We start from the raw sequence: 23767 nt of genomic DNA, 5'->3' as shown, positions 1-23767 counted from the left end.
TACGGATGAACCTTTTAATCCGCTTGGGTATAACGGTCTGCTGCTGACTGATAGATGGCTACATATCGTTCTACGCCCATCTTTTGGAGAGCTGCCACATACTGATCCCAATTGTCAAAGGATTCATTTCCAGTAATGAATTTGTCACGCATTTCATCTACATACGTTTCAATATCTGTCTGGAAAGTGGTCAGATCTCGCTGCTCTTCCTGTGTGAAATTAAATGGAGGCCAAATTTGATCTTGTGGTAAGATGTGAGACTCTGCTTTTTTCGCATTATCAACCGAAGTTGGCAGACCTTCAGCACCCTTGAAGTATTTCTGCTTCACAAAACCAGGGTAGTATCCACCCGGCCAGATCAGGTATTGACCTACCGCCTGGTCCAGATTAAGGCCATCCGGGTTGTTTTTGATATTGTCGACATAGTCTACGTTACCTTCTGCATCTTCTTTATACGTCTCATCTTTCCAGCCCATGAAGAACGTCTTGATGCCTTCATCGCTGTAGAAATAATCCATCCAGCGGATCATGGCCTCTGGATTTTGGGCTTTATCTGTCAGTACAAACATCCCGATATTACCGAGTGGAGAACCATAGGCGTTGTATGTCTGATCGCCATGAGGACCCTTCAGTACGGGCATGCCAACATAACCTTGCTGATTGTATATCGCAACCGGATCGACATTATCAACGACTCCGATCAAGCCTTCCATTCCTTTAGCATCCACTTCGGTACTCTTAACAGATACAATGTCCTGCTCGAGCAATCCGTCCTTGTAGAGCTTATTCACGAATTGCAGCAGCTCCTTGTATTGGGGATCGGTTGGAATAAAGCGTACTTTATCTGTCTGAGGATCTGTATCAATGTTAATGTTGGAGGTTCCATGATTATTCAACCCAAATGAACCTCTCAGGTAGTTCACCACACCAGCCGTTCCCACACCGCCCCAGGCTATCTCGTCCTTCTGCCCGTTGCCGTTCGGGTCCTTTTCTTTAAATGCTTTCAACATATTATAGAAGTCATCTAATGTCTGCGGTTCCTGCAAACCTAATTTATCAAGCCACTCTTGCTTCACCCAAGGTGTTCCGTACAGAACCGACTTGAATTCCGGATCATACAGGGTCGGCAGCCCATATATGTTACCATCCGGCATCGTAATCCCTTTGCTAATAACCGGATACTTCTTCATTAGAGCCTTAAAGTTAGGCGCGTATTGGTCGATCAGATCATTTAGAGGAATGAATGCGCCCTGTTTGCCGTATTTCAGCAGATCCGATCTGGAAAACGCCGAGGCGTAGAACAGCTCCGGGTAAGCGCCGCCTGCCAGTAGGAGATTGCGCTTTTCCTTCAAATTATCCTTCTGTACCGTATCCCACTGGATATGAACATTGGACATCTTCTCATACTCTTTCCAGAGTCGGAGATCGTTCCAGTCCGCATTGGCAAAAAACTTTCCGGCAAATCCACTCACTGTAATGGTGTCATTTACGATCGGAAATCCGCTCGCATTGACTTTGCCATTGGCAGCTCCTTTATCTTTGCTACTTCCCGAATCAGCATCCTTAGAACTGCACCCGGCCAGCATCGAAACAGACATCATACAAACCAGAGCGATACTCCCCCACTTGTTGAGCGTCATTCTTATTCCTCCCTTTGTCCCATCGTTATCCATACAAGGAATCATCCTTTAATGGCACCAATCATCACGCCTTTAACAAAATATCTTTGCAGGAAAGGATACAGCAAGAGCACCGGTATATTGGCAACAACGAGTACAGCATATTTAATGCCTTCCACTTCCCTTTGCTGCTTAATCGCAGACTCGGTTGACATTTTGACCATATCGTTCGTCTGGCCTTGAATCAGAATTTCCCGCAAAATGAGTTGAAGTGGAAATTTGTTCTTGTCGGACAGATACAACATTGCGTTAAAAAAGGCGTTCCAGTGCCCAACAGCATAGAACAGAATCGTCACCGCTATAATGGGCATGGATAATGGCAGGATAATCCGGGTTAACGTTTGAATATTGGAGCAGCCATCAATCGTCGCCGCCTCATGCAACTCATGTGGAATCGATTGCTGGAAGAATGTCCGCATAATGATGATGTTCCAGATCGAAACGGCATTCGGAATGATCATGACCCATAATGTGTTTAACATGCCAAGGTTTTTGATTAGCATATAGGTTGGAATTAACCCGCCACTGAAGAACATTGTGAAAACAAACAGGGCCATGATGGCATTGCGGCCTATAAAATCCTTTCGAGATAGCGGATATGCCGCCAGAATCGTCATGACGAGATTAATCAGCGTCCCCACTAAAGTATAGATCAGTGTATTGGTATAACCTCTGAGGATATCTTTGTTCTGAAAAATCTTCTCGTAAGAATGGAGATTGATCCCCTTGGGCCATAGGAACATCTCACCACGCAGGACGGACTGCGGATCGCTGAACGAAGCACTTAACACAAAAATAAGCGGGTAGATAACAATAAGCGTAATTACAATTAACAAAAAATGGTTAACTATATTAAAAATACGATCTCCTCTAGATTCAACAAGCATGCATCAGCAACTCCCTTACCATAGGCTCGTTTCACTCATTCGTTTTGAGATCTGGTTAACCGTGACTAATAAGATGAAATTGATGATGGAGTTAAACAGACCAATCGCCGCCGAGAAGCTGTATTCAGCATCTTGTATCCCACTCCGGTAGACGTAGGTAGAGATAATGTCCGAGGTTTCTAAATTCAGTGTGTTCTGCATCAGCAGGACCTTCTCGAAACCAATACCCATGATGCTTCCGATATTTAAAATGAACAAAATGATAATGGTCGGCATAATACTCGGTATATTAATATGCCTTATCCGCTGCAACCGGGTTGCCCCATCCACACGCGCTGCTTCATGAAGTTGAGAGTCCACGCCGGCTAGTGCCGCCAAATAAATAATTGAGCTCCAGCCCATGGTCTGCCATACATCCGACATCACAAACAAGGTCTTGAACCAGGATGGCTCAGACAAGAAATTAATGGGATTGCCGCCAAACATACCAATGAAGTGATTAATGATTCCGTATCGCGGCGATAAAAACATCATCATCATGCCTACGACCACGACAGTTGATAGAAAGTGCGGCGCATAGGTTATGGTCTGAACAAATTTTTTGAATTTTTCCGCCCTTACCTCATTCATCAGAAGTGCCAAGATGATAGGGACTGGAAAACCTACCGCCAAGCTGTACAACCCAAGTCCAAGCGTATTTTTAATTAATCTCCAGAAGTAATAACTGTGAAAAAAACGTTCAAAATGTTCAAACCCAACCCAGGGGCTTCCCCAGATGCCCTTCGTTGCAATGAAATCCTTAAATGCGATTTGAATGCCATACATCGGCAAGTACTGAAAGACAATGTAATAAGCAACAACGGGTGAAATTAACAAATAGAGCTGCCAATTTCGTAAAATGGGGTTCCACTTCTGACGTATTCTCTTCTTTTCATGTACTGCATTCACAGCAGGTTGTACAGTTGTATTGGCCATGAACATCCCCCCTGGTAATTGTCACTACAATTCTGCCTAGTAAAATGTCTTTGTGTTAAATCACCAGCGTCTTTACGCTGCTCGAAGCAGTTCCCACCTTTCTTGCTTGGATTTCCAAGATTTGATTTACAGTACTTATATGTTAGAAGTTGTTACACAAAGTGAGTGAATAGCGTTAATAGATGACTTCATCATCTAATGCAAGAGGATTTGTTTTTTTGGATATATATTTGGATATATATTTGGTTCAAGTTTGGAGTCTATTTTATGTAAATTGATAGGAATCAGTTTGGATAATAGGTTGTAAGAGTTTTAGAGGATTCTTTTATATTTTATATAAACATTGATTTACAGGGGAATGTAAGCGTAACCAAAAATTTAGTTTATGGGATAATCTTAACTCTGACTAGATCCAAAAAAATAGAAAATAAATCCAAACGTTTAATTTCATACATCATAATATAGCCCACAGACGGTTGTCAAACATTTTTTTGGCTTTATTTGGATTGAATTTGGCTAAAAAATAAGAAAAACCCACGCGGATGCATTCCTCGTAGGTTTTATGAAAGTTATCTGGATTTATTATATGTAATGTAATATCACACAACTAACTAGCCATTTGTACGATTTGTACGATCGTAGACAGATGATTCCCTCACAATAAGGGTGCTGGGCAACAACACTTTATGGAGCGATGAATAACGTCCCTCCAGATAATCGTTAATTAATTGTGCTGCCACTTTGCCGATTTCATATTTTGGAACTTGCACGGACGTCAGAGGTGGTGTCGTATACTGCGCCATTGAAATATTATCCATACCCACGAATGCTATATCTTGAGGAATACGGCCATTTTGTTCAACCACCGCCCGCATGGCAGGAATAGCGAGCATATCACTTGCACAAAAAATTGCCGTCGGCCAATCAGACTTGGGCGTATCGGTCAGGAGCTCCGTCAGTCTGCTGTAGCTGAAATTCACATTCCAGTTGGTGTTGATAATCCAATGTTCATTCAGACTCAGGTTTGCTTCCAGCATGGCAAATTTATAACCGACATACCTTTCTTCGCTCTCTATTTGTTCCGAATATGCGGGGCCACCGATAAACCCAATCCGGGTATGGCCTTGCTCGATCAAATGACGGACTGCTGTGCGGGCAGAAAATATTCGGTCACAGTCAACGACCGGTACATTAAGCCTTTCGTCATTGAGACTCACACCCAGTACAGTGATATTCTCTTGCTCAAGCATCTCAAACAATGTTTCATCGTACCAGCTGATGGCGACTATCCCTTGAGTACCCGTTTCCTGAAGCATCATCTTGATCCGTTCGGTGTCACTAAGTTCCTCGCAAGTGCGGACAATTGCTGGAGGCAGTCCCATTTCCGTCAATTTCGCGTGAAAACCTGTCAGTACCTGTGAAAAGTACGGATGATCATCCATCAAAACCTGTGGCACGATACAAGCTATCCGTTTGGCTGAGGTAATCTCTTTGCCAATCGATTTGGAGGATTCATCCAAATTGTATCCCAACTCAAGGGCAGCTTCCCTAATTTTCCGCTTTGTCTCTTCATTGACCGGTCGATTGGTATCATTGCTGATCGCGCGCGAAACCGTTGATATGGATACGCCTACACGTTCTGCGATATCTTTTAATTTTGGCATTACAGCACCTCCCCTTGCTCTCTTCATTTGGAGCCAAAATTTATGTTTAGCAATGATCATTTCATAATATTGTAATATTTTGGCGTCAATTAAACAAGCCGCGTTAAGAGTTCTGTTATACTATCAACACGCAATTTGGCCACTTTTCATAAGTCTTTTACTATTTTTTAAATAGCCGCTCAGAGGAACTGTCTCAATTGGTTTGACAGTCTGTCCGATAAAAAAGCCCCCGGTTTCCCGGAGGCTCATCGATACTAGTTATTTTACCCCGATCACTTCAATCTCCACAAGCCCGTCCTTCGGCAGCTTCACAACCTCAACGGCGCTACGTGCCGGATAAGGCTCCGCAAAGAAAGTGGCATATACTTCATTAACCGTTTGGAAATCGTTCATGTCTTTTAGAAATACCGTGGTTTTCTATAGTTGTCATCCCAATGAATATATTTGAGGTTTTGATTATTTCTTCGATAATATTGCACCCATTTCGAGAAAGTGATATTCATTATTTGCTCCTAAAATGTAATAGGTTTATGTCAGATAACCGTTTTGTATTGACGACGTCCTGGCCCCTTAGAGTCGCTGCTTATAGATGTGCGGCTTGCCGAACACCTAATGCAGTGACGTCCCGATGGCTTAGGGGGCTGGATGTGGTCACTCGCTTCTCAGAGTGACCCGGATCGTCAATATTTTGTTAGTCGAAGGAGGTTCTGGAAGCAGCCATTGCATGTAAGGCGTTCTCAAAATAGCTATATACTTCATCTGCAATTCCCAGAAACTCTTCAACAAGTACATTACTATCCAAGTAACAAGCATACAGATAATCAACTAAAGCGCCGTCAATCTCACAATAGTTTAATATGGCATTCTTCATCATAATCATGTCATCTTGCCATACCCCTGTATCTTCTAAAACCAAAGAGTATAATGCACGAATTAATCTCTTAGAGTAACCTTTAATATATCTAGTTTTCATTGTGTTATCACTAGCATTAGAAAGTAAACGATGTATACGATCTACTTCCTCCTTGGTCTCTGTATTTAAGTCTAAAATGAACTCTGGAGAAATAATTATCGGTGGTACTTCTTCGCCAACGTCATCACCATACATGCAAACACAAATGACCTTAACCCAAAAACCCCACTCATTCGGTTTGCTTAATACATCGTCCATCGAGCAAATGGTCGTATCAATCTTAGTTAAGACTGGATATTCTCCCAAAAGCCTGTCTTTAATATTTGACAATCTTTCGTAATCAATATCTTTGGGATTTACACATACAATAGTAAAGTCTGCATCTGACTTAAAAGGTGTAGCTGTTCCTTTGGGAATCGAGCCACACATATAAATGCTATGAATCTTACCTTTAAATTCGCTAAGTATATTATCTATATACTTATCTACAAAATCCTTATATTCACTTTGTATTACAATTCTATTTATAACTTTTTCTAATATCATATAGACTCCTCCTAAACTAAGAACTTCTTTTGACTAACGTTCCCGCATTCACTACGCTTGGCGTATGCCAAGTGTGTGTCCGGCCTCTGCTTCCCTGAAATACTTCTGCCGGACCGAGGGCGTATGACCGATGCGTGAATATATTGTTATCTGATTTCGGGTAATCTATGAATAACTTTCAACACTGTTTCAACTATGATCTTCAATCAGTATCAACTTCTTATCTTTCATTTGAAATATTGATTTCCCTTGAAGTTTTAATGTTTCTCCTGCCTTCATTCCATTAGGGAGATCACTGGACAATATTCCCTCATAATCAATGTCAACCTCTGCTTTATCTCCTGCGAAAATAATGTTCTTTATTACTTGACGCCTTTGAGAAAACACCTGAATTGACTGCTCTGCTAATGTGCGAAATTCCTGAATCCCCTTTGTTTCCGAATTCACTTCACCTTTAGAAATGTTTCGAAAATGAATATTTTCATTCAAAACTCCTATCATTCCATCAATGTTAAACGTGTTATATGCGCTCAGGTATTTTTCAATCAGATCTTTTAAATTTGAGTTCTCCAAGTCGAATCACACTCCTAGATTTTGATATTACATATTTGTCCTGATTTCAGATAACGTTTGGCATTCCTGACGTTCAAGCAGCTTAAGTGACAGTAGGAAACGTGTCGTCAGACTTAGCTGGTTGAATGTATCGCTTGAATAATCTCCTTGAAAATCCTTCTTAGCGACAAGGGCGAATGCCCGCTGTAGGAATGCTGTGTTATCGGATGTCAGCGCCTTCTTCGAAATATACCTATTCTTCTTTAAAGATTTGAGAAATCAAGATCAGACAAACAATCGTATGTGATTTTCACATTTCACCTCATATTTTTTTTATAAACTTCTTCTAATAATTCCGATTTTTTTAATATTAATTATTATTGATAAAATACAATTGATAGAAGTAAGCCCCATCCAAATAAACAATGAATACGACATCCACACCTTTATCATTAAATAATTATTGTCTAATAGATAAGGCAAGATCATTACCAATACCAAAAGCATAATGCTTAAGATTAGTTCAATACTACTTCCTATTATTTTTCTGAACCTTGTCTTTTCAACTTTAATATTTAGTTTTATTCCTCTAACGAGTTTAATTGCTTGTACACATAAGATAACGACGGCTATTATTACTAAGAATGAAAATACCAAATCAATTAATAGATACACGTCATCATAATTAAATTTATTCATATGATTTCCATTCATATTCTCATAAATGTTATTAGCAATTAGCGATGGTGCAGTTGAATTCAAATTAGCCAGAACAAATATGGCCAGCTGCTTTTCTAAATCAATAAGAACCTGTGAGGAGTAATTAGGATTAGATCCATTATGACTAACAACTCTATTTTTCGTATCAATACTCCATCCGAATGAATAGTATTGATTTTCATCTTCGTATCCCGCCGTTTTGATGTCGACTTGATGAGATTGTTGTATCGCTTTCAATAAATTATCTGGCATATCGCCTATCCCCATTTGGGCATTAATCCAGCGTTCTAAGTCTTTTGAATTCGTTACCAAATATCCTGCAGCGATATTCCCATAATATCTAGGGGCATCATATTCTAAACTTTTTCCAAAAAATACACGATATCCTTTGGTAAGTTTATCAGTTTCCTTTTCCTGACCTGTTGAAAAATAACTATTAGTCATTCCTAAAGGAACCAGTATGTTTTCAGTCATGTAATCCTGATAACGTTTGCCTGTAACTTTTTCAATAATCATCGCTAAAATATCATAATTAACTGTAGCATAATTATATGCTGTCCCAGGATACGTATCTAATGCAATGTCTGACACATTATGTATCGTTTTTTCAAGCATATCCTCCGTGGTACCTTCAGGAATTAACCGAATACTCCACGGTGGAATTCCACTTGTATGAGCTAACAACTGATGAATCGTAATATTAACTTTCTCCCCCTTAATAGTTGGCTCAAACGATGGAATATAATCTGTAGTAGAATCTGAAAGAGATAAGTAGCCCTCTTTTTCTAATAAAATAACGGCCAAAGCCGTAAATGCCTTTGTAGTCGATCCCAATTCAAATAATGACTCTTCAGTCACCCTCTTCTTATCATTAACATCCGCATATCCGTAATTCTTATATTCTGTCTTGCCCTGCTCTGATACTACCATAGCCACCCCTGGAGTCGCTGATTTGGCCATTATGGTTTCCACCATATTATCCGTATTATCATAATTCCCTGTCTTTATCAAACTTCCAAGTTCATCCCAACACGCTATAGTAGTATTGATTGCGATAAGTAGGATGACACATACTGTTAATGTGCCTGTTTTACTTAGTATTTTCTTCAATGTGGTTCTCCCTATTGTAAGTCTTTTAAAAAAATAATAATGAACCAAACTATTATATAATTAAACACCATCCATAAATACCTACTTTGTGCCGTTATGGCTTAGAGAAACAAAGTTCTTAAAGCCATTTAATTCTTTGCGCTGATTTCGTATAACGTTCCAGTATTCAAGAACCCCGCTAGTGGTTGTCTGCTGAAATTCTGCCTTGAAATCCATCCAGTAGACCAAGGCTGCGTGAGGAGCCGCTGCTTGGATATTATGTTATACGACGTAATCACATCTTTGAGTAACAAACATATGTTCCCATCCCATCATTGATCTGCTATATGCTCCAATAAATCGCCAGGCTGGCATCCCAATGCTGTACATAATTTATCAATTACCTCTAATGATACGTACTCATTCGTATTAAGCTTTGCCATCGTAGCCGATGAAATCCCCGTTATTTTCAATAAGTCCCGTTTCTTAATTTCCCTGTCGATCAATAATTTTTGAAATGGTTTATAACTTATCATCTGGTATCCCTTCCATATCCGAATTGAATTTTTCTTTAATTATATGAAAGTATATTTCCTTAATCAAAAATATCTTTGATATGTCTTGACTTCGGGTTTCATTATGATAAAATAATGTTCAATAAGTTAAATTTTTGTTCGTAAAATAAAATATAACGGACGGTGATCATTCATGCACATATCTTTAGAAGTCTTACTTGATTCATTGATTCGAAATCGAATTGAAGCTTTATATAGCGATCTTCTCAAGAACAACTCCATCTATAATCAATTCTCATCCGATCGGAATCTTTACTTCAAACAGTTACACGAACTTCTACCTCAGGATATGCATAAAACTCTATTTCTTTATGATGATGCAGACCTTTCTGTTCATACAATCCTAGAACGTGAAATCTACTTACAAGGTTTTAAGGACGCTCTTCAATTACATAATGAATTAAATATATTAAATATAACTTCTACTTGAGAGCCAAACGGCTCTCTTTTCATTTGATTCTGTCGTATAACGTTTTTGTATTCACGACCCAGCATAGCTGGGTGTCCGGCGAATGCCTGACCTAGGACGAATGTCCGCAGCGTGAATATTATGTTATGCGATGTATCACACTTCCTTGAGATGCCCATTATAAATCCTTAGTTCCTCTACTTCTTGTTTATACTCTTCAATCATTTCTGCAATAGATAAACCTGCAAAAAGTCAGGTTTAACATACTATCTATCCACTCGTCATAAAAAAGTACGCACTTATATGCAACGTCTAAGACTGGTACAGGATTATTAAACTTAGGATTTCGATGAGCAATAAAATTTATTGCGAAAGTCGATCATTGATTTCCTATATGCTTTCCACTCTTCGTCACTGAAGTCTAGGTGTACAAGCGTTTTGTATTAAAATCGTTTTTAGCTCTATCTTCATTATCTAATTTATTTAAATGTATTTCGTTATTAAATGATCCGAATACTGTAGTCCAATATAATATGGTTTGGAGTAAATGAGCATCACTCGTTAATTTTCAAAAAAATAGAACCACTAAGTTTATCGTGATTTTTCTGTAGTTCCTTAAATGTTATATAGTGATGAAGAAAATCTCGTACCAGTCCATATTGTTTTTCTAATATTTCAATTTTGTACTCTTCATTCCCCATCAGTTCCACCTCTTTTAAATTTACTTAGTGATATTTCGCATAAACGCCCCGGCCTTAGATAGCTCTTATCTTAGGCTGGGGCGTTTGTTGACTGAGATTCCTTCCATGATTATACATCTGCCAATCAAGGGGCGATAGCCCCGCAGCTTGAATACTGTGTTAAACGCAGTTGCTGACTTCATCGAATTATCAAATACTAGCTTTCAGTTTGTTTTATATGATGCAGCATATGGTTTATATTCTATAAAATTGTCTATTAGTTTGAATAGATTCTCCCAATTATCCATCGAAATACTCCAATCATCAGGAATCCCAATGAAATAGATAACCTTCATCCCGTGATGCATTTATGACCCGCTATGGCCTTCTTTATCCGTAACCATTCGCAACACGCTTTGCTTTCCTCGAGACACAAAAAAAGACAAGGCAATCTAAATGGTATCGATCATAAAAAAGTACTGGATAAGGAGAGAACCATATTAGGAATAAGTAAATGGCATACAGGACAACATAAATCCGGGAACTTCATTAACTAACGGATCTAGGAGGTTGGCAAATGGCAAAGTTTTTCGTTTTAACAATATTATTATTGGTGGCAGGCTGTTCGTCCCATAACAATATGATGCAAAAACAAGTGACTCCTGAGCAAAAACAAATTTCAATTCATGATCATGCTGCTGCACCAAACTCTGTCCTCACACAGGCATCATCAACAGCTACATCTTGGCAAGAGAGATCATCTATTACAACAAAAGAAGCACAAAATGGAATTCCATCGGATTTGTTGGATCTGATTCGAACACCGGATGGAAATCCAGTAAACCAGGCACCTGCAGGAAATCCTGAAAATAAGGAGCCAACAGGACAAGTACAGGAAGGTAAAAAAAATACTACGGATAAAACCGATTTTGAGCAGCAGGTTCTGGATCTAGTCAATCAAGAAAGGGCCAAAACAGGATTAAGTTCCTTGAGTAGGAATGAAGAATTGTCAAATGTGGCTATGGTCAAGGCACAGGACATGTACAACCACAGTTACTTTGATCATAATTCGCCAACACATGGATCCCCCTTCGATATGATGAAGGAATTCGGGATCACATATAATACCGCTGGAGAAAACATCGCAAAAGGGCAAACCACCCCTGCCCAGGTTATGAAGGAGTGGATGAATAGCCCTGGCCACAAAGCAAATATACTGAATAATAGTTATACTCATATCGGTATTGCTTATTATAACAACACATGGGTCCAGGAATTTACTGGGTAGCGCCTTTCATCTCCTAACAATAAAGTATCAAAAACCCGCAATTTATGTCGGGTTTTTGATACGTACAGATCCTGCTACGCCACCAGTTGTTTTGTTTCCTCGTACCGGATTAAATAGTGAATATTATCCATATTCATCTTATTTGCATTAATTTCACCTACCGTTTTTATGTTTATAAACCCGAGAGGCTTAATGAGAGTCTGCTTTTCTGCTTAACACTACTTGCATTTCTTATTGTCACTTTCATTTTTATCTCACGCTTTGATACATTTTTTTTCTTTGTGTTATTATATATGTAATAAAGACCAAGTGCAGCGAACACTTGGTCAGTACAATTGGCTTGGATAGGTATTCCCTTCTTAGTCAGTTAAGAACGAAAACCCACCTTCGGCTCGTAACCTTGGGGTGGGCCTTTACTTTCTCTTGTTGTTATTATTGATATATGTTAAAAGAGCAAAGATGAACGTTCCAAAGAGGAACATAATCGTTAATGCATGGCTTCACCTCCTTTCGAAGGGAAACCGTATATTTTACCTTTATTTACATCTACGTACAAGCGTTCTCAATTTGTTTTTATAATCTTTATCTTGCATCCCTTTCATATACGCATTCACGAACCCGAGAGGCTTAAGTGACCGTAGGGAGCGGGTTGTCAGACTTAGGCTCGCAGGGTTGTCCGGCTGATTCCGCTTCCCCGAAAATCCGCGGCCGAACCGAGGGGCGAATGCCCCGATGCGTGAATACGTTGTTAGATGGAGTTACCTTGAGCTACTCACAAAATCCCTCATGCCCTCTCTTAGCATGCTAACCCCTTCTTCTACACTCTTCATATTCTCATCGTCATTCATATTATTCCTTGCATGTAATAATGCCGGTCTTAATGATTCTACTGAATTTCCAAATTGGTACATCCATTCATATCTAGGAACCATCCATAAATGAAAATGATGTGTTGTATCTTCATTATAAAAATAATAGACCTTATCAATTCCCAATCGTTTTCTTTGTTCACTTCTGAGCTTATGGATTAACGAACTAAATTCTAATCGCTCTTCATCTGTTAATTCATCCATGCAGTAAAAATGCCTCTTTGAAGCCAATATAACTAACCCTTTAATTGGGTAAGCAATATCCTGATGGACATGAAAGTTGCTTGATTCAAAAATTACTCCACCTGTTGAAGAAATCAAACCACTTGTCAATGCGCAGCTTACACATTCAACTTCTACTGATCTTCCATCAGCCAATGTAATTAGTCTTGGCATTATGCACCTCATAGTTTTTGATTTTGATAAGAACTTGCATCGTAATTTCATCTAACGTTGTTTTGTTCCTGACGTCGATTCCCCTTAGATAGCTCTTATCTTAGGGGAATTGATGTGTCTGCCTGAATCTGCTTCCTTGAAATCCTTCAGGCAGACCGAGCAGCGACAGACGTGAAGCTGGAACATAGTGTTATAAGATGTTGGGGCATCCCTGAATTCGCTTACACTTTATTGTATTGACTTTACGTACTTTTCAATTTGTTTTTTATGGTGTTTATCGTGGGGAATAAATCCTCTTAAATATCCCCTAATCGAAAACTTTTTTCTGTCTCCGTCTTTATATTCCTTTATATAATCTTCCTCTGGTAATCCGGTGATATCATCAATGATCTTGTTTCTGTATTCAACGAATTGGTTAACGATAGAATCTCTTGTTTGAGTCTTTGCATATTCCCTTGCATTAGCGTTGAATTCATCAAAGTCTAAATGCCTTACAGTCACGAACTGACCAAGCTTGATCTTCTCTATGCCTTCCTCATAAAAATATTTGTCCCAAAGCATGATATGACTTATAACATCTTTCATTGACCATTTCCCTTCTGAAATGGGACTATTCCAATGTTCTTCATCTATAGTCTTTAACTCTCGTACAAAATCAATAAAGGTTTTGAATTCTTCTACCATTTCCAAAGAGGTCTTCGCCATGTACATTACTCCTTTGAGTTGTTTTTATATCCTTTTCCCAATTTCTTATAACGTTCTGGTATTCACGAACCCTCAGTGGCTTAAGGTAGCGTAGCTGCCAGGTCCGACGGATTTGCCAGTGTAGGGTTGCCTACCTGATTCTACTTCCTCGAAATGCCTCGGGCAACCAAGGGGCGAAAGACCCGCAGCGTGAATACGATGTTATAAGATGCCCGTGCCTTCTTTGAAACTACAAACAAATATTCTTTAATACAGTCTCTTCTCGTAACTTTCTTGTAGTCCTTTCCTGATTACTTCTACTGTAAATTCAGTTGAATTTACATGATCTGATAGTATTGTTGGAATTAACGGTAGAGTATTCTCTTCTGGCCAAGACTTGCTTTCCCACACCCCAGACCGCTTAAATGCTTTTGCACAATGAATAAAGCATTCTTCAACTTTTACTCCAATTCCTAAGGTGGGTTTTTTATCTTTAGCTTTCATAAGATCTAGAATTTTTTCATCTTTAATCACAAAAGCTTGTCCATTAATCCTCAGCGTTTCTTCTAGCCCGGGAATGATAAATATAATACCTACTCTTGGGTTCGATAATATATTTCTTAGTGAATCAATTCTACGGTTACCTGGTCTTTCAGGAATAACTAAATGCTTCTCATCTATAACTATCACTGATCCAGGTGCATCTCCTCGTGGAGATACATCGCAAAATCCTTGCTCATCCGATGTAGCTAAAAATAATAAGGGTGACAAAGAAATGAAGTTTCGACAATGAATATCTAAACACTTTATTACTTTCTTCTTTACAAGTTCACTTGGATAACCTAGGAGATCTCTAATGTCATCTTCTGAAGTCAAGATTTCTTTAAAGGGATTGTTCATATGGTTTCCTCATTTCTTATTGTTTTATATATTATTAAATAATTATTGCACCGGTTTCTTATAACGTTCTTGTATTAGCGACGTCCATTTCCCTTAGATAGCTCCTATCTTAGGGGAATGGATGTATCTGCCTGTCTCCTCTTCTTCGAAAAAACTCCTGGCAGATCAAGGGCCAACGGCCCGCAGCGCGAATATTGTGTTATAGGATGCCAGCGCCTTCGAAATACAAAATCATTGTTTCTTAACTATCGCTTCCCGTTAACGCAACTCATTCCGTGTCCGCTGAGGCGCTCCTGGTGGATAACAATTATTTAGTTAGTAACATTACAGTCATGAAATACGTTAAATGGTTAGGATTTCTTGTACGTCCCTTATTCACCACCACCTGTAATATGCTCTTTACCATTGTTCATAATCTATTTGAATCAAATTAAAGCATCTTACATAATTGTCCAATCATTCTCTTTTTGTTCAACATATCTTGGAGATATCAAATAAAAGGAGTTGATATTTTGGTACGTATTCTCGATAAAGCTGCCGTCCAGCCGCGCCGTAGATTCAACTTAGCAAACTCATTTATTATCCGTCGTTCACCAGCAAGATCTCGCCTTGCAACAATCACTATACGGATTCCAGTCAATTCTCAACGTAATCGGGTAGATTTGGTAGCAACCGTGGGTGTTCGAGGTGTCACTGGTATTGCACAAATACTCTTTAGAATCTTCCGCGATGGAAGAGAGATTTTCAACACACAACAAGGTATCGAATCTGCTGGCTCTGAACAAAATTATGCTGTTACGTTCCAGGCGGAAGATAGAAATGTAATAGCTGGTACCCATGTTTACACAGTCACAGCAGAAAATCTTACTACAAATACAAGAGCCGATGTTGTTGGGCCGATATCGTTTAGTGGGTTAGCCGTTAAAACGAGAACCTAATACCGTATTGGCAATAATTTTTCGCACCTGAATAGAGAGCCCTGCAAAAACCTCTATTTTGAGGGAATGGGTACTTCAAAATGGAAAAAAAGATAGAAGAGTAAAAAGCAGCCCGTTCCTCGTCAGAGGATAGGCTGCTTTTGCTCATTTCCACTAAGCATAACTGCCCTTTAGGTTAATTCATCAATTAATTTCTTGCGCTGATTTCCTATAACGTTCCTGTATTCACGAAACCCCGGAGGGGTTGTCTGCTGAAATCCTTCTCCGAAATCCTTCCCGCAGACCAAGGCTCCGAAGGAGACACAGCTTGAATATGTTGTTATCAGATGTATCCACTTCTTCGAGTAGGCCTTCAAAACAAAATATTACTAATTTCTTTTAGTTGTTCTGAATCCATTTAATAGCTCTATTAATTTAGATCTTTTATACACTACGAACTTATACTCTTGACCATTATTTATAGTAATTTTTATTCCGTTTGGAACTATTTTTAATGTGTTTCGCTTTTCAATTTTACTTATGTCTTTAATCATAATTTCAAGAGGTTTTCTTTGAATATTGATACTATGAGGGTTGAAAAGTATTCTCTCGTTCGTTATATTAAGCCTTCCACCCACTGCTTCTATACCTCTAAATAAGTTTGCAGGTATACGTTCTTTAACTAGATACTCAGTTGCACTTATTTTCATATCTATACACCCCCGAAATGTCTTGAATATACTGGTTTTGATAAATTTTTATTAGCTTTGTGATATTTCTGATAACATCTAATTTATGTACTTCGTAAATACCACACATCCTGCATGATATGTGAACTACGTATATGATAACCTATGGTGTAGTATTTGCGAAGAAGAATTTGGTGAAAAAGGGAGATTTATTGAAGCATTCAATCTCCCAAATCCAAACGATCCAGCGGGCTCTGAATACGCTGAATATTTTTCGTACTCATGCGTATATCGCTGTGTTGTGCGTGCGCTCGTATGACCAAGTAGCTCCTGAATGTAGCGCAGGTCTGTTCCGTTTTCCAACAAATGAGTAGCAAAAGAGTGCCTCAAGACATGAATACTAACCTTTTTCACAATGTCTGCACGTTGTCTGGCTTCTTCAAAAACCTTCTGCACACTCCGCTCCGTAAGATGCCGATCAGAAGATTGCTCTGGAAAGAGCCAACGAGTCGGTCTATATTCAGTGACGTATTTCTGCACCATATCCCACGCTAGACTCGATAGGATCGTTCTCCGATCCTTTTGCCCCTTCCCCTGTCTCACGATGAGTGTTTGCCTTTCAATATCAAGATCGCTGCACCGCAAACGCACAACTTCACTTACACGAAGGCCAGAAGAATAGGTTAGAAACAATATGGCCTTATGTTTAGGGTTGGTTACGGATTTGAGCAATTGAGCGACTTCCTTTTCCGACAATACTTGCGGAAGCTTGGTCTGCTTCTTGGGACGAATAAACTGGATCTCAGTGGGGTGATGGAGTACATGTTTGCAATAGAAGCGAAGCGCGCTAATCGTCTGATTCACGCTTGAATGGGAGATCCCTCGCTCAAGCAAACCTAAACAATACATTTGAACATTGGAAGTAGTCACATCGGTATCTTTAAGGGGAAAGCTACTCAGAAAACGTTCGACCTGATTACAATATGCTTTAATCGTTTTGCGGCTGGCTGTATCCTCGTCACTTTAATGCCTTCTGTAACGGCTCTTTGCTCCATGGATGGTTTGCCTTACTAGCTTTCCGTTGCTGTAAATTCTCATTTTCAACCCACAACTCTGGGGTAATCAGAACGTCATCAGGATCAAATTGATTCATGAACTCCTGAAGAGCAGCTATGGTGTATGGGATGATCCACACTTTTTGTTTGGATTCCCACGTTCTGCCATTAATCCGACGAATCCGCTCAAGGGTTATATGGGATATGAATGCGCAGTAACTCAGTGGAACCTTTAGTTATGGTAATCGCCTTTTCAGTAGTAGCATATTTATTCATAGGAAACTCTCCTTCGTTTGGATAGGTTATGTTTTTGACCCAAATTCGGAAAAACAAAAAAGGAAGGCCCTTCTTCATCCACTAGGGAATCAGATGACCTTCCGATACTTTCGGAACATATGATTTTGTAAAAAGTAAAACGGAGCGCGGCTTGTGAAGTGGCAAGCCGCGTAAGGGTAAGGTGCTGCGCCCAATCGGGCAGCACCTCACGGGATTGCACCGCGTCCATAACCGCGGTGCTCACCGTTGTAGCACCAGAACGGCAAAGCCATGGTGCTTCCCCCGCTGCATGCAGCCATCGGCCATGCAGCTCCCCAATGCCGCTGCACCTACATGGCAGCGGCTTCTTCTCCCAGCGGCAGCGTGTAATACTGCGCCTGCTGCCCTTCATGCTGCTGGTATACCACGACCAGCAGCGTCCGGCCTTTCGCGGCAAGCGGGCTGGCGCCAGCAAGCACACGCTCAAGCCGGAATGGAAGCACATCCAATACGGTGTGCTTCTGCAGTTCCTTTTCGCCGAGTCCCAGATCGGCGAAAGCACGGGCACCCATGACCGTCTGTGCGGTCATGGCCGAGGTCATCGGCAACGCACGCGAAGCGTTGCCGTCCACCCCGTCCGCCGCTCCATCCGCGGCGGACCCTGTTGCGTCGCCCGCAGGGAGCGACGCTGCGCCATCGCTGCCAATCACACCCGCCGCATCCGCGGCAGCGTCTTCCCCGGCAGCAGCCGAACTTCCAGCAGCGGCACTCACACTCGTGCCGCTGCTTTCCAGCCATGCCGTGCCTGTGGCACCGGCAATGCGTGGCAGGCGAACGTCTTCCGGACGTTCGGCCAGTGTTTTCATATAACCCGCCCACTGGTCTTTCTGGAGCGGATCTTCCCACCAGATTTTGCGTGGTTTGTATTTGTGACCGAGGAAATAATCGAGCTTCATCAGACCAAGCACGATATCCATATGCGGCGTGTTCCGCGACTCCAGGAAGCTATGCAGACGGGTGAACAGATCCTCCAGTTGGTGACCGATCTTCTGCCAGCCCTGACCCTCCCAGTAATCCCCGAACGCCTGGAAGAAATCAAATGGCGAATCGAACTCTTGCTCCATCAGATACTTCAGCGTATGGTCCATTCGATGTGCGTTCCAATATTTCTCCAGTACATCTTCCAGTCGCTTCAAGCGCACGATGTCGCTGAACGGCAGCACGTCACTGCCCAGAATCTCATACGGCGCGTGATCCATGTACGTATAGTTGTATTTCTCCGCATCCATACGCAGACCGGTACCGCGCAGCATTTTGAGGAATCCGAGCTGAAGCTCTTCCGGACCCAAAGCAAACACATCATTAAACGTCTTGCGGAACGTATTGTAATCTTCCTCTGGAAGTCCGGCGATGAGATCCAGATGCTGGTCGATTTTACCGCTGGCTTTGACCTTGTTCACGGTACGGCTCAGTTTGGTAAAGTTCTGGCGGCGTTTCACCAGTTCATTCGTCGGATCATTCGTGGACTGCACCCCAATTTCGAACCGGAATGTACCCGGTGGCGCATTCTCTGCCAGATAATCGAGTACCTCAGGGCGCATGATGTCAGCCGTAATTTCAAACTGGAACACCGTCCCCTGATGATTCTCGATCAGGAACTTGAACATTTCGAGCGCATAATCCCGCTTGATGTTGAACGTCCGGTCCACGAACTTAATCAGCTTCGCACCCTTCTCGATCAGGTACAGAATGTCCGACTTCGTCCGCTCAATATCGTAATATCGCACGCCGACCTCAATACTGGACAGACAGAACTGACAACTGAACGGACAGCCCCGGCTAGTTTCAAAATATACAACCCGTTTCCCGAGATCCGGGATATCCTCTTCAAATCGGTGCGGAGACGGCAGATCGTTCAGATCCGCCTTCGGCCGTCCTGGCATGAGAATGACCTCTTCCCCTTTGCGATACGCCAGTCCATACACAAAATGAAACTTTTTGTCCCCCTCCAGCTCCGTCAACAGCTGATGCAGCGTCTCTTCTCCTTCACCCATCACGATGAAATCGACATTCGGAATCCGGTTCATCCAATATTCCGTGTCATAGGACACTTCCGGCCCGCCCAGCAAAATTTTCACGTCAGGCATAACCTTTTTCAAATTATCAATCACCTTGATCGTCTCTTCGATGTTCCAGATGTAACACGAGAACCCGATCACGTCAGCGCCGCGCTGGTACAGATCCGACACAATATTCATGACCGGGTCCTTAATCGTATACTCCGCCAGTTCAATATCAAAATCCTTCTCACTGTACGCCTTCAAACACCGCAAGGCCAAGGAGGTATGGATGTACTTTGCATTTAAAGTAGAAAGAATAACCTTCATGGTTCACAACCTTTGCCTGGACACCCAGACCATATTTTTGGGGTAAAAGTAAAACTCCACAGCCATCCTGCCCCGGATGCTGTTCATGCAAACCTTAACTCTTGCTCCGAGCCATGCCTACACCTGCACCTATAACTATAGCGATAACTTCCACATGCCACTACCTGAGTCTAAAGCTAGACATTCCACGCATGATGGACATATCCCACTTTTGTCTTTCAAAGAGTGGACACACCTTTCAAAAAGACATATATTCCCCGCCGCACCCAAATCACTACATGTAGCATAAATTGCACGTCGTCAAACTACATGCAGTATCCGTAACTGCTCACCATTTCCACCGCCAATGTCCACCTTTTGAAAGACAACGTAGCCCCTTTTGTCCACCACAGAGAGACGAACGATCCATGTCAATGTCAATGTCCACGTCCATCATTCAGGGGCATTCCACACACAATGCAAAGGTACAACCCGCTACTTACTTCTTACTAATACTCGTAAAAAGCATCATCATCCGTATCCACGTCTTCGCCCGTTTGCTTCTGGAAAAACTCCAGGAACGGCAGTCCGTACTTTCGGTACTTGACTTCACCGACCCCTTTGATATTCAGCATGTCACGTTCTGTCTGTGGACATACCACACTCATCTCGCGCAAGGTCGCGTCATTGAAAATAATGTACGACGGCACATGCTCTTTCGCCGCCAGATCACGCCGAATCAGACGAAGCTGTTCAAATACCGTCTCGTTAACCGCAGATGGCATCGCATCGCGTCCACGACGTCCGCCGTAGTTTGTACCCGAAGCCGTCGCTGCCGTTTTGCGGACCACACGCTGCATCACTTCACGTTGACCCTTCAGCACTTCCACTGCCAATGGCTGCAAACGAACGACCGGATACTGTCCCTCAGACAGCATCAGATATCCTTCCGATACCATGACGTTGATGATCTCCGCGATCTCACGTTCCGTACGGTTGCCCATTACGCCATAGGTTGGCAGGGAGTTGAAGCCGTAATCGAGCACTTTTTTGGCACGGGAGCCTTTGAGCACCGAAGCGACCAACGAAACACCATACCGTTCACGCATGCGGTGAATGCAGCTGAATATTTTCTGTGCATCAATCGTCATATCCACCAGCTCGCGGTCGTCTGTACAGGAACTGCAAATGCCACACGGCTTGTCCTCATGTACCTCACCGAAATAATCCAGCTGTGCACTGCGCAGGCAGCGGGTCGTGTAACAGTAATCGACCATCTGCTGCAGCTTCCGGTAATCGTTCTGTTTGCGGTCGCCCTCCATCGGGTTCTGCTCAATCAGGAACTTTTGAGTAATAATGTCCTGTGCCCCAAATAACAAAATGCACTGGCTCGGCTCTCCGTCCCGTCCTGCACGCCCGGCTTCCTGCACATAGGCCTCCATGTTCTTCGGCATGCTGTTATGAATAACGTAACGGACGTTGGATTTATCGATTCCCATCCCGAACGCATTTGTCGCCACCATCACCCTGATGTCATCGTACAAAAAAGCTTCCTGGCTCTGGGCCCGTTCATCGTCCGTCATCCCGGCATGATAGCGTCCTGCTGGCAAGCCTGCCTGCAATAAACGCTGATGCAGATCGTCCACGTCCTTGCGGGTCGCGGCATATACAATCCCCGGTTCGCTGGCATGCTCGCGCGCGTAATTCAGGACAAAGTCCTTCTTGCTCTCGCCGCGCAGCACGCTGAACGCCAGATTATCCCGCCCAAGTCCGGTCACATACGTCTGCGGGTCCTGCAAACGCAGCAGCCGCAGAATATCGCCCATGACCTCGGGCGTCGCTGTAGCCGTAAAGGCGGCCACCACCGGCCGCTCCGGCAAACTGTCCACAAACGGCGCTACCGCAAGGTAGCTTGTCCGAAAATCATGTCCCCACTGTGACACACAGTGGGCCTCATCCACGGCAACGCACGAGATTGGCAAATAGCCCATCTCCTCGCGGAACCAATCCAGCTCCAGTCGCTCAGGCGCGACATAGAGCAGCTTCAGCTCACCGCGCTGCGCCGCGCGGATGCGCTCATTCACTTCTTTGCCGCTTAACGTACTATTAATATAAGCGGCAGCAATCCCCGCGGTCGTCAACGCATCGACCTGGTCCTTCATTAATGAGATCAACGGGGAGACGACAAGTGTCAGCCCTGAATATAACAGAGCGGGGATCTGATAACAGATCGACTTTCCGCCCCCGGTTGGCATAATGCCCAGCGTATCTTCACGTTCGAGCAGGCTGGCTACGATCTTTTTCTGTCCCTCACGGAAGTCGGGGTAGCCATAATATTTTTGCAGGAGACCCTGCGCTTCTTCTAATGTAGGTGTTTGCACACTCATGTAAAGACTCCTTACTTATCACCGGTGTTCTTCCACCAGCTTGGTCCGATCCGATTCTGACATCCGAAAGCGGCATAAGCCGCATCCTTGACAACAAAATGGCGTTCTCATGACTTGTCCGTCAAGCAAACGCCGCTCCCTTTAGTTTAACGGCCCAGACCGGAATGAGCAACCGCGTTTTAATGTAAAATGCTCTTTGGCAGATGTGTAACAGCGGTATCCCCTTCGCTATCGGATAGATTGCAAGAAGAATCAGGTGTGATCGAACATTCTAGTAAAATAAAAAAAACAACCGCCTGCCCTTTTAGGAACAATACGATTGTTTGGATTTAGCGTGCATTTGCTAGTCTTTCAACGCCTCAACTTCAGATTCAGTTAGACCACTCGTTTTGGCAATGACTGAAACTTCGATGCCAAATGATAACATGTTTTTTGCAATCTCAATCGCCTTTCTTTTTTCCCCTTCTACTAATCCCTTTTCTATTCCCTTGGCTATTCCTTGAGCTATTCCCTTTTCCGTAGCCCACTCAATCATGGAAGCTTCATCATGCAAATACTTCTGACGCTCTTCATACAAACGACGTGCTTCCTGATCCTGACTCAAGAACTCCAGCGTATCCATTGCCTTCTTCAAAGTAGGTTCATTCATTTGCAACACCTCCCAATTGGATTTATCCGCACCTTTCAGAAACAAAAGCCAGTTGATCAGCCCACCTTCCATCGGAACGGATTGATCGTCCAGTTTGGACAGCTCCATGAAATGCACTTCAAGATCATCACTCAGTTCGAGTCCGGTGTGGTCTTCCCTCAGATGAAACACATTATGATAACGCTCGTTCGCGATAAACGAGTAATTTAAAATATTAATGGTAACGCACTTTTTCAATTCCTTGTATGTTTGACCTTCCTGCAGCTGGCTCGAATAACGCTTACTCCAGTAGTATAGGGTACGCTTTTCGATGTCATATTTATTAAATAACTGCATTTCAATGTTTATCAATTTACCTTCAGCTGTTTTCGCCCAAATATCAAATATGGACTGTTTATCCAGCGGAGCATCTTTATCGGTATACGGATTAAGGAGTACAATCTCCGTCAGCGGCTGTTCCCCCGATTCTGCAAACGTTCGGTTCAAGAACACCAGCAGTACATCTTTATTTTCTTCACTGCCAAAAATACGCTTGAAAACAAAATCGTTCCGAGGATCGAGTAAATCAGACATCTGACCATCAACTCCGTTTCTTTCTATTATACCATGCTTGGCGTGCTTAA

Annotated in this window: 21 protein-coding genes and 2 pseudogenes; 3 read left to right on the top strand and 20 right to left on the bottom strand. The window is 42.2% G+C overall.

Features of this window, described 5'->3' with window-relative positions; translation table 11 throughout:
* Positions 1–14: 14 nt before the first annotated feature.
* The 9 genes and pseudogenes from JNUCC31_RS22930 to JNUCC31_RS22890 all read right to left on the bottom strand — a co-directional run bounded on the left by JNUCC31_RS22930 (position 15) and on the right by JNUCC31_RS22890 (position 9561).
* Positions 15–1640, bottom strand: coding sequence for a type 2 periplasmic-binding domain-containing protein (locus JNUCC31_RS22930; RefSeq protein WP_192265060.1), 1626 nt, complete (start codon positions 1638–1640; stop codon positions 15–17).
* Positions 1641–1681: 41 nt separating this feature from the next.
* Positions 1682–2566: a carbohydrate ABC transporter permease gene (locus JNUCC31_RS22925; protein WP_192265058.1), complete on the bottom strand. Its 885-nt coding sequence runs from the start codon at positions 2564–2566 to the stop codon at positions 1682–1684.
* 15 nt (positions 2567–2581) lie between these two features.
* Complete coding sequence (locus JNUCC31_RS22920; RefSeq protein WP_192265056.1) at positions 2582–3541, bottom strand: ABC transporter permease; 960 nt, start codon at positions 3539–3541, stop codon at positions 2582–2584.
* A gap of 611 nt (positions 3542–4152) precedes the next feature.
* Complete coding sequence (locus JNUCC31_RS22915) at positions 4153–5205, bottom strand: LacI family DNA-binding transcriptional regulator (protein ID WP_192265053.1); 1053 nt, start codon at positions 5203–5205, stop codon at positions 4153–4155.
* A 258-nt stretch (positions 5206–5463) separates the two neighbouring features.
* A pseudogene (locus JNUCC31_RS22910) lies at positions 5464–5622 on the bottom strand (Rid family hydrolase); the annotation flags it as partial.
* Between the two features lie 274 nt (positions 5623–5896).
* Complete coding sequence (locus tag JNUCC31_RS22905) at positions 5897–6664, bottom strand: nucleotidyltransferase domain-containing protein (protein ID WP_192265051.1); 768 nt, start codon at positions 6662–6664, stop codon at positions 5897–5899.
* 189 nt (positions 6665–6853) lie between these two features.
* Positions 6854–7237, bottom strand: a complete 384-nt coding sequence (locus tag JNUCC31_RS22900) for a nuclear transport factor 2 family protein (RefSeq protein ID WP_076290123.1) — start codon at positions 7235–7237, stop codon at positions 6854–6856.
* Positions 7238–7549: 312 nt separating this feature from the next.
* The gene (locus JNUCC31_RS22895; protein ID WP_192265049.1) at positions 7550–9046 is read right to left on the bottom strand and encodes a serine hydrolase domain-containing protein; all 1497 of its coding nucleotides are present in this window, start codon (positions 9044–9046) and stop codon (positions 7550–7552) included.
* A gap of 311 nt (positions 9047–9357) precedes the next feature.
* On the bottom strand, positions 9358–9561 hold the full coding sequence (locus tag JNUCC31_RS22890; RefSeq protein ID WP_192265047.1) for a helix-turn-helix domain-containing protein: 204 nt from the start codon (positions 9559–9561) through the stop codon (positions 9358–9360).
* A gap of 172 nt (positions 9562–9733) precedes the next feature.
* On the opposite strand from JNUCC31_RS22890, the gene JNUCC31_RS33490 reads away from it, so the two are divergent.
* Positions 9734–10030: a hypothetical protein gene (locus tag JNUCC31_RS33490; RefSeq protein ID WP_228469195.1), complete on the top strand. Its 297-nt coding sequence runs from the start codon at positions 9734–9736 to the stop codon at positions 10028–10030.
* Between the two features lie 1236 nt (positions 10031–11266).
* Positions 11267–11977: a CAP domain-containing protein gene (locus JNUCC31_RS22885; RefSeq protein WP_192265045.1), complete on the top strand. Its 711-nt coding sequence runs from the start codon at positions 11267–11269 to the stop codon at positions 11975–11977.
* Positions 11978–12390: 413 nt separating this feature from the next.
* Here JNUCC31_RS22885 and JNUCC31_RS33485 read toward each other — a convergent pair whose 3' ends face one another.
* The 4 genes from JNUCC31_RS33485 to JNUCC31_RS22870 form a co-directional block, all read right to left on the bottom strand.
* Complete coding sequence (locus JNUCC31_RS33485; protein ID WP_228469773.1) at positions 12391–12459, bottom strand: putative holin-like toxin; 69 nt, start codon at positions 12457–12459, stop codon at positions 12391–12393.
* 276 nt (positions 12460–12735) lie between these two features.
* The gene (locus tag JNUCC31_RS22880; protein WP_192265044.1) at positions 12736–13242 is read right to left on the bottom strand and encodes an HIT family protein; all 507 of its coding nucleotides are present in this window, start codon (positions 13240–13242) and stop codon (positions 12736–12738) included.
* A 228-nt stretch (positions 13243–13470) separates the two neighbouring features.
* The gene (locus tag JNUCC31_RS22875) at positions 13471–13947 is read right to left on the bottom strand and encodes a DinB family protein (protein WP_192265043.1); all 477 of its coding nucleotides are present in this window, start codon (positions 13945–13947) and stop codon (positions 13471–13473) included.
* A 246-nt stretch (positions 13948–14193) separates the two neighbouring features.
* Positions 14194–14826 carry a pyridoxamine 5'-phosphate oxidase family protein gene (locus tag JNUCC31_RS22870; RefSeq protein ID WP_192265042.1) on the bottom strand — a complete coding sequence of 211 codons (633 nt, stop codon included), beginning with the start codon at positions 14824–14826 and terminating at the stop codon, positions 14194–14196.
* A gap of 512 nt (positions 14827–15338) precedes the next feature.
* Between JNUCC31_RS22870 and JNUCC31_RS22865 the strand changes: the two genes are divergently transcribed.
* On the top strand, positions 15339–15764 hold the full coding sequence (locus tag JNUCC31_RS22865) for an exosporium protein C (RefSeq protein WP_192265041.1): 426 nt from the start codon (positions 15339–15341) through the stop codon (positions 15762–15764).
* 368 nt (positions 15765–16132) lie between these two features.
* On the opposite strand, the gene JNUCC31_RS22860 is transcribed toward JNUCC31_RS22865, so the two are convergent.
* The 7 genes and pseudogenes from JNUCC31_RS22860 to JNUCC31_RS22840 form a co-directional block, all read right to left on the bottom strand.
* On the bottom strand, positions 16133–16453 hold the full coding sequence (locus tag JNUCC31_RS22860) for a GRAM domain-containing protein (RefSeq protein ID WP_192265040.1): 321 nt from the start codon (positions 16451–16453) through the stop codon (positions 16133–16135).
* 126 nt (positions 16454–16579) lie between these two features.
* Positions 16580–17296 carry a tyrosine-type recombinase/integrase gene (locus JNUCC31_RS22855; protein ID WP_192265039.1) on the bottom strand — a complete coding sequence of 239 codons (717 nt, stop codon included), beginning with the start codon at positions 17294–17296 and terminating at the stop codon, positions 16580–16582.
* A gap of 3 nt (positions 17297–17299) precedes the next feature.
* Positions 17300–17392, bottom strand: a pseudogene (locus tag JNUCC31_RS33875) (integrase); the annotation flags it as partial.
* A gap of 577 nt (positions 17393–17969) precedes the next feature.
* Complete coding sequence (locus tag JNUCC31_RS33870; protein ID WP_267132483.1) at positions 17970–18092, bottom strand: hypothetical protein; 123 nt, start codon at positions 18090–18092, stop codon at positions 17970–17972.
* Positions 18093–20129 (bottom strand): B12-binding domain-containing radical SAM protein, encoded by a 2037-nt coding sequence (locus tag JNUCC31_RS22850; protein ID WP_192265037.1) that lies wholly within the window; start codon positions 20127–20129, stop codon positions 18093–18095. It lies immediately after the preceding gene.
* Between the two features lie 488 nt (positions 20130–20617).
* Complete coding sequence (recQ, locus tag JNUCC31_RS22845) at positions 20618–22495, bottom strand: DNA helicase RecQ (RefSeq protein WP_192265035.1); 1878 nt, start codon at positions 22493–22495, stop codon at positions 20618–20620.
* Between the two features lie 343 nt (positions 22496–22838).
* Positions 22839–23717, bottom strand: a complete 879-nt coding sequence (locus tag JNUCC31_RS22840) for an Rpn family recombination-promoting nuclease/putative transposase (protein WP_192265034.1) — start codon at positions 23715–23717, stop codon at positions 22839–22841.
* Between the last annotated feature and the right edge of the window lie 50 nt (positions 23718–23767).

The sequence above is a fragment of the Paenibacillus sp. JNUCC-31 genome, assembly GCF_014844075.1.
GTDB lineage: Bacteria > Bacillota > Bacilli > Paenibacillales > Paenibacillaceae > Paenibacillus.
Note: the sequence above shows the minus strand (reverse complement) of the source record. Positions and strands in the feature narration are given on the sequence as shown.

Bases quoted from the DNA above. Each gene is read 5' to 3' on its own strand.
- JNUCC31_RS22930 (WP_192265060.1), bottom strand. From the start codon at position 1,640: ATGACGCTCAACAAGTGGGGGAGTATCGCTCTGGTTTGTATGATGTCT.
- JNUCC31_RS22925 (WP_192265058.1), bottom strand. From the start codon at position 2,566: ATGCTTGTTGAATCTAGAGGAGATCGTATTTTTAATATAGTTAACCAT.
- JNUCC31_RS22920 (WP_192265056.1), bottom strand. From the start codon at position 3,541: ATGGCCAATACAACTGTACAACCTGCTGTGAATGCAGTACATGAAAAG.
- JNUCC31_RS22915 (WP_192265053.1), bottom strand. From the start codon at position 5,205: ATGCCAAAATTAAAAGATATCGCAGAACGTGTAGGCGTATCCATATCA.
- JNUCC31_RS22905 (WP_192265051.1), bottom strand. From the start codon at position 6,664: ATGATATTAGAAAAAGTTATAAATAGAATTGTAATACAAAGTGAATAT.
- JNUCC31_RS22890 (WP_192265047.1), bottom strand. From the start codon at position 9,561: ATGATAAGTTATAAACCATTTCAAAAATTATTGATCGACAGGGAAATT.
- JNUCC31_RS33490 (WP_228469195.1), top strand. From the start codon at position 9,734: ATGCACATATCTTTAGAAGTCTTACTTGATTCATTGATTCGAAATCGA.
- JNUCC31_RS22885 (WP_192265045.1), top strand. From the start codon at position 11,267: ATGGCAAAGTTTTTCGTTTTAACAATATTATTATTGGTGGCAGGCTGT.
- JNUCC31_RS22880 (WP_192265044.1), bottom strand. From the start codon at position 13,242: ATGCCAAGACTAATTACATTGGCTGATGGAAGATCAGTAGAAGTTGAA.
- JNUCC31_RS22875 (WP_192265043.1), bottom strand. From the start codon at position 13,947: ATGGCGAAGACCTCTTTGGAAATGGTAGAAGAATTCAAAACCTTTATT.
- JNUCC31_RS22870 (WP_192265042.1), bottom strand. From the start codon at position 14,826: ATGAACAATCCCTTTAAAGAAATCTTGACTTCAGAAGATGACATTAGA.
- JNUCC31_RS22860 (WP_192265040.1), bottom strand. From the start codon at position 16,453: ATGAAAATAAGTGCAACTGAGTATCTAGTTAAAGAACGTATACCTGCA.
- JNUCC31_RS22850 (WP_192265037.1), bottom strand. From the start codon at position 20,129: ATGAAGGTTATTCTTTCTACTTTAAATGCAAAGTACATCCATACCTCC.
- recQ (WP_192265035.1), bottom strand. From the start codon at position 22,495: ATGAGTGTGCAAACACCTACATTAGAAGAAGCGCAGGGTCTCCTGCAA.
- JNUCC31_RS22840 (WP_192265034.1), bottom strand. From the start codon at position 23,717: ATGTCTGATTTACTCGATCCTCGGAACGATTTTGTTTTCAAGCGTATT.